The following is a 13944-nucleotide window of genomic DNA, read 5'->3' on the forward strand; positions in this document are numbered from 1 at the left end:
CTTACAGCTTACAGCTTACTGCTGTTCTTGCTTCGGCAATCCCATTGACAATAACGCCGCTAAACTTATAAAGCCGCAAGATATCCACAAACAGGCTTCCAAGCCATAAACTTGATAAACCCAGCCAGACAGAACGGTACCTAATAATCGCCCCATGGCATTGGCCATATAATAAAAACCAACATCCAGCGATACCCCGTCTTTATCTGCAAAACTGACTATTAAGTAACTATGTAAAGACGAGTTAATCGCAAAAACAAAACCAAATAACATTAAGCCAACAATAAGTGTCGTCTGAATATGGAAATCAAAATGTAGGGCGAGGGCGATTAATGCTGGCAGTAACGCAAGTATTGATGCCCAAACAAAAGCCGCTTGGCCACTTGGTGCTTGATTTTGTGTGGTATTTTTACTGCTGTTGGTAAGGGCCGGAGCAAACGACTGCACTATGCCGTAACCAATAACCCAGCTTGCCATAAACCCACCTACCCACCAATGATCCCAATTAAAGGTCACGGCCAAATAAACGGGAAGGGCAACCACAAACCAAACATCACGAGCGCCAAATAAGAATAATCTGGCAGCGGATAAAATATTAATTGGTTTGCTTTTGGATAACAGGTCTTTGAACTTAGGTTTGTACTTAGCTTTTCCTAGGTCTTGTTTGAGCATAACTATGCTAAACAGCCAAACCAGTGTCAGCATGATTAACATAATGAGTATGGCGCCACGGAATTCAAACAAGCTTAATAACATACCGCCTAGGAAAAAGCCGATGCCTTTTAGGGCGTTTTTAGAACCTGTCAGCAAAGCGACCCATTTGTATAACTTGTCGTTTTGATCACTAGGGACCAGTAATTTAATGGAGCTTTTGGCACTCATTTTATTTAAGTCTTTGGCTATACCTGATAACGCCTGCGCAGCCATAACGTAAATAACGGTTAACCAAGTGGCATCCACTGTTAACATAGCTAACGCCAGTATTTGCAAAGCTAACCCTATGTTCATGGTTTTGTTTAAACCAAATTTAGCGCCTAACCAACCGCCTACTAAGTTGGTAATAACGCCAAATATTTCATAAAACAAAAACAACATGGCGATACTGAGTGGGTCGTATCCTAGCTGGTGGAAATACAACACCACTAACATACGTAACGCGCCGTCAGTTAAAGTAAATGCCCAATAATTACCTGTGATGATCAAGTACTGTTTGATCTCAGTTGATAATTTGGTAACAGATAAAAGTCCCATCATAACCCTTAGTTATCATTGCATTTGTGTATTAACAAATGAGAAAGATTGCTATTTGCTCAACATTAGTTTTAGTTTTGCGCTTTATCAGAACGACCAACCATACGGGCAAGCTCAGCAGTACGGTTTGCATAACCCCATTCATTGTCATACCAAACATACAGTTTTAACTGAGTGTCATTGATCACCATAGTGGATAACGCGTCGATAATGCCTGAACGTGGATCGGTTTTATAATCGATTGATACCAACGGGCGCTCTTCATAACCTAATATGTCTTTTAGCTCACCTTGTGATGCTTGTTGTAACAAGGTATTTACTTCTTCAATTGTGGTATTACGTTCTAATTCAAAGACACAATCAGTGATAGACGCGTTGGTTAACGGTACGCGGATAGCGTGACCATTTAATTTGCCAGCAAGCTCAGGAAATATATGAGTAATGGCGGTTGCTGAGCCTGTGGTGGTCGGAATTAAACTGGTGCCACAAGAACGCGCTCGGCGTAAGTCTTTGTGCGGCGCATCAATAATTGTTTGGGTATTAGTGATGTCATGTATGGTGGTCATTGAACCGTGTTTAATGCCTAAGTTTTCGTGGATCACTTTGACCACTGGCGCTAAACAGTTGGTAGTACATGACGCAGCGGTAACAATTGGGTGTTGCGCTTTGTTATATAGATTGTCATTTACGCCCATAACGATATTTAATACGCCGTCTTCTTTTACCGGAGCTGTTACCACGACACGTTTAACGCCTTGGTCTAAATAAGCTTGTAACAGGGCTTTGCTTTTCATTTTGCCGGAGGCTTCAATTACAACATCACATTGTGACCAGTCAGTCTCAGCGATAGTTTTGTTTTGAGTACAAGGAATAGAATGACCATTAATAATCATGTTATTGCTGCTTGAGCCTTCCGCGTTTTCTGCATTAACGTCGTGATGCCATTTACCGTGTACCGAATCAAATGTCATTAAGTGCGCAAGCGTTGCTGCGTCCCCTGCAGGATCATTAATCTGTACAATTTCAATGTCGTCCCAGTCATACGCTGCACGCATTGATAAACGACCCATACGGCCAAAGCCGTTAATACCTATTTTGATTGTCATAAGTTTGCCTATATATAAAAATTATAAATACGAGTTAAAGTAATCGAGTTGTTGTGGATTGATGAGTGCTTTAGGGCGTATTGCCTGAACTGCATTCATTACCTTTTCTTTAGGCCAACCAAGCGCTAATAATATAAGTCCTATGACTAAGCCTGTTCGGCCGGAACCACCTTTACAATGAACGGCAATAACGCCTTGGTTATTAAGAACATTGAGGATATTGGTTTTATGAATTTGCCACTGAGACTCAAATGCATAGTTAGGGGCGGCATCATCCAATATGGGCAGTTGAATCCAGTCTATGCCTTGTTGTTTGCATTCTGCTGGCAAAGTAAGAACCTGATGTTTATCCATTTCTTGATCAAACATTAAGGTCAATAACATAGTTGTGCCCGCTTTTTTTAGGGTAGTTAATGACTCTGTTAATGATTCTGTTTTTGTGCCAGGGCAGGGCGTAAAGATTAGCTTTGCTCCATTTTCAAGGAGCAACTCATCATAAGGATGTGATTGTATATTTGAGGTTACTTTCTTATGCATTTGATGACCCAAACCAGTGTTGTGTGTGATTAATGATATAAACGAGAGATAACATAACAGGCACTTCAACGAGCACACCCACAACGGTTGCTAGTGCGGCACCTGAGTGCAAGCCAAATAATGAAATAGCGACAGCAACCGCCAATTCAAAGAAGTTTGAAGTACCTATTAAACACGCTGGCGCAGCGATGTTATGAGGGAGTTTCATCCATTTAGCCGCTAAGTAGGCGATTAAGAAAATACCGTAAGTCTGTATCATCAAAGGAATAGCAATTAAGCCGATAGTTTCTGGCTCAGTTATGATGGTATTAGCTTGGAAACCAAATAATAATACGACCGTAGCTAACAAGCCGACCATAGACCAAGGTTTTAAACTTGAAAGTAATTGAGTGACTGTGTGTTCACTAGTGCCAGAGCCTTGATCGTTATTTAGTATTTTACGAGTGAAAACTCCGGCCACTAACGGTAACAAAACATACAGTGCAACAGAGATTAATAAAGTTTCCCATGGCACTTGAATATCACTGACACCAAGTAAAAATGCCGAAATGGGCGCAAATGCAAATATCATGATCACATCATTGACCGATACTTGTACTAAAGTGTAATTGGGGTCGCCTTTAGTTAATTGCGACCAAACAAACACCATGGCCGTACATGGTGCAACACCAAGCAATATCATTCCTGCGATGTATTCTTGCGCCGAAGCCGGATCAACTAAGTCAGCAAACACAAAGTTAAAAAACAGCCAGCCTAAGCCCGCCATTGTAAAAGGTTTAATTAACCAATTTATGATAATGGTGAGTACTAACCCTTTGGGATTTTTACCAACATCCTTAATTGCTGAAAAATCAATTTGCACCATCATGGGATAAATCATTACCCAGATAAAAAGAGCGACAACAATATTCACATGTGCAATTTCAAGGTTAGCAATAACCTGAAAAACATCAGGTTGCCACAAACCTAACGTCACCCCAAGGACTATGCTTAAAGCCACCCAAAGCGATAAGTAACGTTCAAAAATTCCCATGTATACTCCGATTATTAGTTATTTCCATAGACAGTTGCTATTTACAAAAACCTGCACGATTAGGCCTGTTTTGCATATTGGCTAAACGTTGCAATTCTTCATTGATCAATGGAATATTATTCTCAGTCGTTTCTGCAATTACGGATTTAGCCCATAAGGGCAGTTCTGGGTTAATACGATAAAACACCCACTGACCATGTTTTCTGTCGGTGATCACATTGGCTTTTTTCAGTACGGCTAAATTACGTGACACTTTAGGCTGACTATCCACGGCTATGGCTTCCATTAATTCGCATACACAAAGTTCGCCGTGGTAGTGAGTTAACATCAGTGTTTTCAGACGAATGTCATCCGTTAGACTTTTATAAAAAGAGATAGGGTCAAAGTTTTCAAGTGAGTTATTTAATTCATCAGGTAAAGCATTAGAGCTAGAATTTGCAACACTGCCTCTATTTTCTTCCACCAAGAGAAACATAGATAAACGATTGTTTAGTTCGTTTAATGTGACGGAAAACGAATTACTCCCCGCACGTGTTTTAGGATCTGGGAAATCCCATGCTAACTGCTTAATGGCATTAGGATAACTTCGGCATTCATTGCTTGCCTTATTACATAATGTGATGACGTAATCAAAAACTTGGCCGTCAAAGGTATCTATATGTTTAGAAACTAAATTATTTGTATCTAACCCAAACTTATTTAAGGCGTCAATGGTTCGAGTATCGATAGCGTCAGGTTGAGTACCTGCACTGAATACGTCAAATAATTCTCCGGCTTTATGCTTTAATAACGCTTCTGCCATTTGAGAACGTGCTGAATTACCGGTACATAGAAAAAGAACACTTTGTTTTTTGTTGATCTGAGTCATTTTTGGTTCACGAATATTAATATATGAAATATTGTATATTCGTTATTTCGTATGTAAAGTGTTTTGTGCATAAAATTACACATATCTTTATTTATTAGATAACAAAGTAGATAGGAAAATAACAGTGGTTAAAGTGGGGAATTAAAGACCAAGCTCTGTGATTAGATCGTTTAACTTATTATTTGTTTCAAACATCATCCCCAACGATACAGAAATAGGATCTTCACGTTGCTGATTTTTAATCACGGCTTTAACAATAATAGATTCTTCTTGGCCAACGTTATTTACTTTTAAGTAAATAGGCACGTTTTGTATTTTACCTTGGCCTTCCCCCCATTGAACCGAGACGCGACAACCACCACGAGATATATCTCTGATGTGTCCGGTTAATTCTGTTTTAGCATCAAATAACGCTTCTTCACTGGTGTCATCACGGTGTACGATAACAACGGGTAACTGTGTCACCATACGACTTTCTTTGCGCAAGCTGATGCTTTCCACTGATTTTGGGAATTGTATGAATAACAAACCTTTAGGACGGGGCGTGATTAAACTAACGGTACTTCTAAACGCAACACATTTTCCAGCTTCGCCTTCTACTAAAGTACGAATGACACAGCCATTGCCTTCTTTGATGACATCGGTGTAATCACGGATGATATGTGGGGAAAGTGACAAGATAATGTAACGGCCTTCATCAAAGCCAATTAATTTTCCTCGAACCCTAAATGGGTTTTCTGCATTAAATTGCAGATCGACTTTGGCTCCGGGATGAAAATGTTTAAAGGTATGAATGAGTGCAATACGATCTTGTTCGTTAACTTGATAAGAAAGTGACGCCATTAAAGCTTCCTTGTAGTCCATTACTGCTGTGTTTATCTAACATTCAGATAAACAGTCCTTTTTTACTGAATCCTTTATATACAAGCCACAATCTTTTTAGTCAATTACATTTGTCAAAACATGAGTGAAAATTGTTAATTTTGTTTTGCCACTTGTTGCTGTAACTTTTTAATCTCAGCTAATATGTTGTTAAGCTTTTCGTCTTGTTCTGCGGTAACTTCATCTTGCAGCTCTTTTTGATGCTCTTCACGGACTTTTGCATGTTCCTCTTCCATCACATTGACCACTATGCCAATCACCATATTTAAGAAGGCAAACGCAGTGAAGAAAATGAAGGTTAAGTAAAAGATCCAGCTTAACGGATAAACCGTCATGGTTTCGTACATAACGTCGGTCCAATCTTCAAAGGTCATAACTCTGAAAAGCGTTAACAATGAAATTGTAATATCGCCCCAAAGCTCAGGATTAATATCTTCAAATAAAGTACTGCCTATGGCGGCATATATATAAAAGATAATAAACATTAATAGCATTACGTAACCAAGTTGTGGCATGGCTTTGATTAATGAGGTTAATAAAATTCGGAGCTCAGGAATAAAAGAGATCATTCTTAACACTCTGAAAACTCGAACCAAACGAGCAATAAGTGCCATGTCGCCGTTCTCAATAGGGATCAGACTGACTATAACGATAATGGTGTCGAATACGTTCCAAAAGTCTTTAAAAAAATCGAGTTTTTTAGGCTCAGCTAACCAACGTATGGTGATTTCGCAAATAAAGAATGTGGTTATAAAAATGTCGAGATAATTGGTGATAGTGTGCATCGTTGATGACACATCATAGGTTTTAACGCCCACCAAAAGGGCAGACGCAATGATAACGGAGATAACAAATAGTTCGAATAACTTGTTGCTGCGAATTTTAACAAACAGGTTGGTAGCGTTAGATAGGTTCATATTACCGAAATTGAATACAGATTTATAAAGCGCTATTTTACCTTTAAACGTGTTACAAGCAAACGTTTGGTCGTATAGATTTAATTATCGGTTAGATTCAATTTTGGTAACACGCCTTCTAGCGGTTGGAAGTGTGCCAAACAGTTTTTGATTTTGTTGGCTAACGCTAATGACTTAATTTCTGGTACTCGAGTTAAGTCCGTTTCGTAATTGGCAATTTTCCATTTATGGGTAAACTCTTCGGGTGCATTTTCTTTGTGTAACTGTCTTGTGTTAATAGACAGTTCAGCAATGCGCTCCACTTCTAATTTGCGACTAAAGCGAGCGACACCAGCGTAATTAAAGTGCTCTTCTACGTGTCGATTACTTAAAAGAATTAGTTGCGACATTAATTCAAAAAGTAACTCATTTTTATTCTTGGTTTTTAATATTAATGTTATGTACTTTTCTGCGAATAACTCAGGCAGTTTAGTGTCTTTGCTTGGTAATATTTCGAGCTCTACTATATAACTGGCAGACGGTCTTTGTTGTATATCGTTAATAAAAAAACTTGCGTTGTCATAACCAATATTATCCAAACATTGCTGTAACTCACTCCACGAATGTTGTTGATGTTGCTCAATTAAATAGTCTTTATTTTGGCTTAACAAAGGTAAGTCATGGTGGTTATTAAAAGGCGTGGTGGTTTTAGATTGGATTGAAAGCTTAAACAGTTCTCGGATCTCGTGCTCTCTGGCGGTTTTTATTGCCAATAAAGCGGTTTGTATAATTTCAGATGTAGGTAATTGAGGTTCTACGCGCCATTTACGACCATAAACAATTTTAGTTTTTGGCTGTTCGTCTTTGGTTTGATAATTGTCTTGTCCGATGACACCAACTTGTAGATAAATACCGCCTTTATCTTCCGATACAAATAATGGAAATTGTTGACTGTATTCGATATCAATGATCAACTTTTCTACACTGGCAAGATCATGTTGATAACTCAAGTAATGTTGAGGTATGCATTGTTGGTCAGAACTTATTTTGTAAGAAGGTGTATTGTCTAAAGCAATTTCACCTGGTAATAAATTAACGTACTTCATAAATTAACCGTCTAATTCCAATAATCTTAATACGAGACCGGAGAAGTAAAGATCACTTTTCAAAAAATTATTTTAGAATCTAAATTAAATCAAGAAGATAGTAAAAGGGAGATAACTTTATTTATCTTCCCGATTAAAATCTATGTTTCGGCTTTCTAAGGACGCTCTGAGGACGTTGTAATTACCTTGAGGAATACTTACTTGTACGGTGACTAAATCAGAGTAGAGAGTGGTTAATACCTCACCGTTATTTTTGTCGGTGTGATGCCTTAACCACTGTTCATCGGCAAAGGGGACTTTAATCGTTAAAGTATATTTTGGTATCACAGGCACTAATTCTGCTAACGCAAAACATTGTTCTACAGCTTGAGAATAAGCTCTAACCAGTCCACCTGCACCTAATTTTACGCCACCAAAATAGCGAATGACGATGGCCAAAACATTATCCACTGGTTTATGTTGTAATACATTGAGCATAGGTTTACCTGCTGTACCTGAAGGTTCACCGTCATCTGACATGGCTGCGGTCATAGAATTTGGATTTGCGCCCATGATGTATGCCCAGCAGTGATGTCTGGCATCGGGATACTCTTGTTTCGCTAGTTGAATGGATTCTTTAACCGCTTGTTTGTCCTCTAATGGGATCAGCCAAGTGATGAACTGACTCTTTTTGATCTCTAAGGTATTTTTACAAACTTTGTCTAAGGTGAAACGGGTCATAGTAGAGTCTAGTGATGGTTAATAATTTTATTATCGCATGTTTTTAAATAGGTTTTTAACCGCTATTTAATTTAACCGTTTGCGGGTAGTATGCAATTACGATAAATAATAGCAGCTAGAACTATGGATTTTTCTAAAAAAATAAACGCCACTCGTCGATACAACAACAATCCAAACGCCAATATTTCAGATCAATTTGAAAGTGATCGTGGTCGTATTATTCAATCAGCCGCCATTAGACGTTTACAACAAAAGACTCAAGTATTCCCATTAGAGCGAAACTCTGCGGTGCGAAGTCGCTTAACACATTCATTAGAAGTCCAACAAACTGGCCGTCATATTGTTCGTACCATATTTAAAAAGTTAGGCGCAGATGCTAAACAATATGGCTTAGATACGTTAGAGCGTGAAATTGAAAGTTTGGTAGAAATGTCCTGTTTGATGCATGACATTGGCAATCCGCCATTTGGCCATTTTGGTGAAGCGGCAATCAATCATTGGTTTAATAATCATCTAGATAAACATGTACTTTTTAGTCAGGCCGACAACAAGATGTTGTCTTTACAAATTAAACAAGAGCTAAAAAGTTTTGAAGGTAATGCACAAGCCTTTCGTATTATTTTTAATTTATTAAAATTAAACCTGACCTACTCACAAGCCGCCAGTATTTTAAAGTACACAAGGTGTGGACTGGATATGCGTCCAGAAAAAGACAAACCACTGTCTTATCTTAAGAAAAAAGTAGGGTTTTATTATTCCGAATTAGACGACATTACTTTGTTATGTGATCACCTTGAGGTAAAACCAGGACACCGTTTTCCGCTGGCATATTTAATGGAAGCCGCGGACGACATAAGTTACTGTTTGGCTGATATTGAAGATGGTGTAGAGAAAGGCTTATTAAACTGTAAACATTTGGCTGAATTATTAAAGTCGACGTTTACGCGATTAAGTAATGAAGAGTCAGATCCTGCCTTTTTAAAAGGTAAAAGTTTCCATCAAGCGGTTGATTATGCCTTAGCAAGAGCAGAAAAAGAGCCGATTAATAAAACGCATGAGTTTTTTGTTTGGTTACGAGTACAACTTATTCACCCTTTGGTGGAACATGCCGCTTCAAGTTTTATCGATAATATCCAACACGTGTATGACGGTGATTTAAATCGTGCGTTATTGGAAGACGATAGTTTGTTTCACCAGATGATCAGTACGTTTAAAGAAGTCGCCATTAAATATATTTTTAGTACCAATGAAGTCGAAACCAAAGAGTTACAAGGTTATCGAATTATTACGGGGCTATTAGATACCTATGAACCTTTATTATTGATGCGCACCGAGCAATTTCAAAATATGGTGTCAGGTGAAAAAGGAGGCGGTTTGATTGAGGCAAGACTGTTTAAACGTTTGCCTAAAAAACATTTAAAAGCATATCAACAAGCGTTGTTACCGCTGGCGGATAAACCTGACTTTAAATTGCATGAGTTCTATTATCGTTGTCGTTTAATCCAAGACAATATCAGTGGTATGACAGATCAATATGCGTTAGAGGAATACCAAAATCTATATGTGGGTTAACACGTCATTGGCTTTATGCCATTTAACGTAAGAATAATGGCACCCAACGTATTAACTCGTACTGGTTAAATATTCGTTATAAATTAATGCTTTGTAATGTTTTAAACGACGGAAAAACGAATGAAAAAGATAATTACTATTCTTGGTTTATTGCTGCTTGCCTCACCTATGGTTAACGCAGAAAATGAACGAGTTATTAACGTAGATGATACTGTCGTTACTAAACATAGTATTAAAGTAAAAGGTAAGAAGGTTAGTTACAGCGCTACAACGGGGACTCAACCTGTGTGGGATGCGGAAGGGAACGCCACAGCCAGTTTATTTTATACCTATTATCAACGTACTGATGTTAAAGACAACAGCACACGTCCGCTTGTTATTTCATTTAATGGTGGGCCGGGTTCTGCATCGGTTTGGATGCATGTTGCTTATACAGGTCCTAGAGTTTTGAATGTTGATTCAGAAGGTTATCCACTGCAGCCATATGGCGTGAAAACTAATGAGTTCTCAATTTTAGATGTGGCTGATATTGTTTATGTGAATCCAGTTAACACAGGTTACTCCAGAGTTCTTAAAGATAAAGAAGGTAAATTACCTTCAAAAGATAAACAGAAAAAAATGTTTTTTGGCGTTAATGCTGACGTTAAATATTTAGCAGAGTGGGTAAATAGTTTTGTAAGTCGTAATAACCGCTGGCGTTCACCTAAGTTTTTGATTGGCGAAAGTTATGGAACCAGTCGAGTGTCAGGACTTGCATTGGAGTTACAAAACAGCCAGTGGATGTATATCAATGGGGTTATTTTAGTGTCTCCTACTGATTTAGGCATTAAACGAGATGGCATCGTGAAACAAGCCAACCGTTTGCCTTATTTTGCAGCTACGGCTTGGTATCACAAAGCATTATCGAACGATTTACAGCAAAAAGATTTAGCTCAACTGTTACCAGAAGTTGAAACCTTTACCATCAATGAATATATCCCAGCGTTAGCAAGAGGTGGATTTATTTCGGATGATGAGAAACAAAAAATAGCGAAGAAAGTAGCATATTACTCTGGCTTATCTGTGGATGAAGTCTTACGAAGCAATTTGGATATCGATACATCATACTTTTGGAAAGAATTATTAAGAAGTCGTAACCAAACTGTTGGTCGCTTGGATTCTCGTTATTTAGGTATTGATGAAAAAGCCACGGGCTCACGTCCAGATTATAATGCCGAGTTAACCTCTTGGTTACACAGTTTCACGCCTGCGATTAACTATTATTTAGCTGAAGAGTTAAATTATAAAACAGATTTAAAATACAACATGTTTGGTCCTGTACACCCTTGGGATAGAACGGGTAATTATACTGGTGAAAACTTACGCCAAGCGATGGCTCAAAATCCTTATCTTAACGTGATGATCCAGGCAGGTTATTACGATGGGGCAACCAATTATTTCGACGCAAAATACACAATGTGGCAGTTAGATAGAAGTTCTATCATGAAAGATCGTTTGTCATTTAAGGGGTATCGAAGTGGTCATATGATGTATTTACGATACGAAGATTTACAAAAGTCGAATCAAGACTTACGTGAATTCATCTTAAAGTCGCTACCGCGTGAAAATGAACCTGCTAAATATGAAAGTAAAATGAACTGATTTTATTTAGCTTTTTGCTCTCGTTAGGTTACTTTATTGGCTAATATCCAGTAAACTTCTGGGATTATCCATATCAATTTTTTTGGCCAAGCGCCTTTAGTAGTAGAAGATGACAGACATTAATCAAATCATTGCAGAAATAAAACGTGGTTCAGACCAGATCTTGCCAGAAGATGACTTAATCGCAAAATTAAAAGAGGGCAAACCTCTTAAAATTAAAGCGGGATTTGATCCAACAGCGCCAGATCTTCACTTGGGTCATACTGTTTTAATTAATAAATTAAAGACGTTCCAAGATTTGGGTCATGAAGTTATCTTTTTGATTGGTGACTTTACTGGTTTAATTGGTGATCCAACCGGTAAAAATGTAACTCGTAAGCCATTATCAAAAGAAGATGTACTTAGAAACGCTGAGACCTATAAAGAGCAAGTATTTAAAATATTAGACCCAGCTAAAACCACAGTAGCTTTTAATTCAACTTGGTTTGATCAATTCAGTGCTGCAGATATGATTAAACTTGCTGCTCGTCAAACCGTTGCTCGTATGCTTGAACGTGATGACTTTAAAAAACGTTATGCTGGTGGACAGCCAATTGCGATTCACGAATTCTTATACCCGTTAGTTCAAGGTTGGGACTCCGTTGCACTTAAAGCTGATGTTGAGCTTGGTGGCACGGACCAACGTTTCAATTTGTTGATGGGACGTGAATTACAAAAAGAAGAAGGTCAACGTCAACAAACAGTACTGATGATGCCGCTTTTAGAAGGGTTAGATGGCGTTCAAAAAATGTCTAAATCTCTTAATAACTACATAGGTATTACTGATGCTCCAAATGATATGTTTGGTAAAGTGATGTCGATTTCTGATGACTTAATGTGGCGTTATTATGAGTTACTAAGCTTCCGTCCATTAGGTGAAATTGCCGAACTAAAAGCTCAGACAGATGCGGGTGCGAACCCAAGAGATGCTAAAATTGCTCTGGCCAAAGAATTGATTGCTCGTTTCCATTCAAATGATGATGCAGAGGCGGCGCACCAAGACTTTATCAAACGTTTCCAAAAAAATGCATTGCCAGATGAAATTCCAGAATTCACCATTAACTCTGGTGAACCAATGCCATTAACTAACTTGTTAAAAGAAGCAGGTTTAGTCGCGAGTACTTCTGAAGCTAATCGTATGATTAAACAAGGTGCGGTTAAGTTAAATGGTAAAGATAAAATAGAAGACACTAAATTAGTTATCGAACTTGGTAGTGAAGATATTTATCAAGTAGGTAAGCGTAAATTTGGTAAAATCAAACTTGTTTAAAACAGGTTAAACGTGTTTCATAATAAAGCCGATATCAGTCAATGTTATCGGCTTTTTTAATGCGTGTATTTTAGTTAAATAACGAAGATCAATGGACTTGGAAATGTTCTAATTGATAGTTGTTCTTACCCTTTAATTCAGCCATATTAGCCAATTGTTCGGTGCGCTCAAAAATGTCATTTATTTGTATTTGATTGGTGGGTAAAACATTAATGGCTCCAATGGATAAATCAATGTTTGAAACTAATTCGGATAGCTGTGGCTCAATTGATTGAATGATACGATTGACTATGGTTTCGGTGCCTTCTTCATTTAAGTTAAATAAACCAACGGCTATTTCGTTTGATTGAAAACGACACACAATATCTGTGGAGCGTTTTGTTGAAGCCTCAATTGCTTCTGATATTAGTTTGAATGACAGTTGATCATTTGGATTATCAATATTCAAATGGGGGTGAACTATTAAGATAGATAACGAATCATTTTCTCTTAACATCCGGTGCCATTCTCGTTGAAATACTTCCGCAAAATAGGCTTCGCTGTATAAGCCTGACAGGCTATCTCTAAATGACGTACTAAATCTATCAAAAATCATAAGTGAATTCCTGTGGTTGAATTATTTAAAGTATAGACATAGTTTCAGAAATTTGACTATAGTAGAGCTAGTTAGCTCAGTATTTTAATAGTAAGCAGGCATTTTACAATTGTGATAAGGACTATCGATCTTAACAATTGTTAGTAGAGTTGAAATTTATTTTCAATGACTAAGGTCTAATAAAACATCAAATAAATACACTTAATAACGCAAGGGTAAAAGAATATTATGAATACATTTAAAAAAACAACATTAACAGCAATGGGTATAGCAGCAATCGGTGTTGCATCAATTTCAAGTGTACAAGCTGCTGAGTTCCAATATCAAGAGTTAGCATCAGGTTATGAAACAAGTGCCTCTGAAGGCAAGTGTGGCGAAGGCAAATGCGGCGCTGATAAAAAAGCGAATAAAGAAGCTAAGTGTGGCGA

13 protein-coding genes and 1 pseudogene are annotated in these 13944 nt (G+C 37.8%); 4 read left to right on the forward strand and 10 right to left on the reverse strand.

Annotated features, from left to right (window positions below; translation table 11 throughout):
• Positions 1–15: 15 nt before the first annotated feature.
• The 9 genes from arsJ to KO505_RS01175 all read right to left on the reverse strand — a co-directional run bounded on the left by arsJ (position 16) and on the right by KO505_RS01175 (position 8399).
• Positions 16–1251 (reverse strand): organoarsenical effux MFS transporter ArsJ, encoded by a 1236-nt coding sequence (gene arsJ, locus KO505_RS01135; protein WP_216053667.1) that lies wholly within the window; start codon positions 1249–1251, stop codon positions 16–18.
• A 71-nt stretch (positions 1252–1322) separates the two neighbouring features.
• The gene (locus KO505_RS01140; protein ID WP_216053603.1) at positions 1323–2357 is read right to left on the reverse strand and encodes an ArsJ-associated glyceraldehyde-3-phosphate dehydrogenase; all 1035 of its coding nucleotides are present in this window, start codon (positions 2355–2357) and stop codon (positions 1323–1325) included.
• A gap of 21 nt (positions 2358–2378) precedes the next feature.
• Complete coding sequence (locus KO505_RS01145; RefSeq protein WP_252731581.1) at positions 2379–2894, reverse strand: tyrosine-protein phosphatase; 516 nt, start codon at positions 2892–2894, stop codon at positions 2379–2381.
• The gene (gene arsB, locus KO505_RS01150) at positions 2887–3927 is read right to left on the reverse strand and encodes an ACR3 family arsenite efflux transporter (RefSeq protein ID WP_216053604.1); all 1041 of its coding nucleotides are present in this window, start codon (positions 3925–3927) and stop codon (positions 2887–2889) included. Before arsB ends, KO505_RS01145 begins: the two co-directional genes overlap by 8 nt.
• A 37-nt stretch (positions 3928–3964) precedes the next feature.
• Positions 3965–4795 (reverse strand): metalloregulator ArsR/SmtB family transcription factor, encoded by an 831-nt coding sequence (locus KO505_RS01155; RefSeq protein ID WP_216053605.1) that lies wholly within the window; start codon positions 4793–4795, stop codon positions 3965–3967.
• Positions 4796–4936: 141 nt separating this feature from the next.
• Entirely contained in the window at positions 4937–5638 is a 702-nt protein-coding gene (locus tag KO505_RS01160; RefSeq protein WP_216053606.1) for a PilZ domain-containing protein, read from the reverse strand.
• Positions 5639–5772: 134 nt separating this feature from the next.
• A complete protein-coding gene (locus tag KO505_RS01165) occupies positions 5773–6594 on the reverse strand; it encodes an ion transporter (RefSeq protein ID WP_216053607.1) in 822 nt (273 codons plus the stop codon).
• Between the two features lie 80 nt (positions 6595–6674).
• Positions 6675–7679: a hypothetical protein gene (locus tag KO505_RS01170; RefSeq protein ID WP_216053608.1), complete on the reverse strand. Its 1005-nt coding sequence runs from the start codon at positions 7677–7679 to the stop codon at positions 6675–6677.
• A gap of 117 nt (positions 7680–7796) precedes the next feature.
• Positions 7797–8399 carry a YigZ family protein gene (locus KO505_RS01175; RefSeq protein WP_216053609.1) on the reverse strand — a complete coding sequence of 201 codons (603 nt, stop codon included), beginning with the start codon at positions 8397–8399 and terminating at the stop codon, positions 7797–7799.
• Between the two features lie 123 nt (positions 8400–8522).
• Between KO505_RS01175 and dgt the strand changes: the two genes are divergently transcribed.
• The 3 genes from dgt (at position 8523) to tyrS (ending at position 12921) form a co-directional block, all read left to right on the forward strand.
• Positions 8523–9971 carry a dGTPase gene (gene dgt / locus KO505_RS01180; RefSeq protein ID WP_216053610.1) on the forward strand — a complete coding sequence of 483 codons (1449 nt, stop codon included), beginning with the start codon at positions 8523–8525 and terminating at the stop codon, positions 9969–9971.
• Positions 9972–10091: 120 nt separating this feature from the next.
• Positions 10092–11612 carry a S10 family peptidase gene (locus KO505_RS01185; RefSeq protein WP_216053611.1) on the forward strand — a complete coding sequence of 507 codons (1521 nt, stop codon included), beginning with the start codon at positions 10092–10094 and terminating at the stop codon, positions 11610–11612.
• 109 nt (positions 11613–11721) lie between these two features.
• Positions 11722–12921, forward strand: a complete 1200-nt coding sequence (gene tyrS / locus KO505_RS01190; protein WP_216053612.1) for a tyrosine--tRNA ligase — start codon at positions 11722–11724, stop codon at positions 12919–12921.
• A gap of 88 nt (positions 12922–13009) precedes the next feature.
• On the opposite strand, the gene KO505_RS01195 is transcribed toward tyrS, so the two are convergent.
• Positions 13010–13516 carry a diguanylate cyclase gene (locus tag KO505_RS01195; RefSeq protein ID WP_216053613.1) on the reverse strand — a complete coding sequence of 169 codons (507 nt, stop codon included), beginning with the start codon at positions 13514–13516 and terminating at the stop codon, positions 13010–13012.
• Between the two features lie 228 nt (positions 13517–13744).
• Here KO505_RS01195 and KO505_RS01200 point away from each other — a divergent pair.
• Positions 13745–13944: pseudogene (locus KO505_RS01200) on the forward strand (hypothetical protein); the annotation flags it as partial.

The organism is Psychrosphaera sp. F3M07 (assembly GCF_018860345.1).
GTDB lineage: Bacteria > Pseudomonadota > Gammaproteobacteria > Enterobacterales > Alteromonadaceae > Psychrosphaera > Psychrosphaera aquimarina.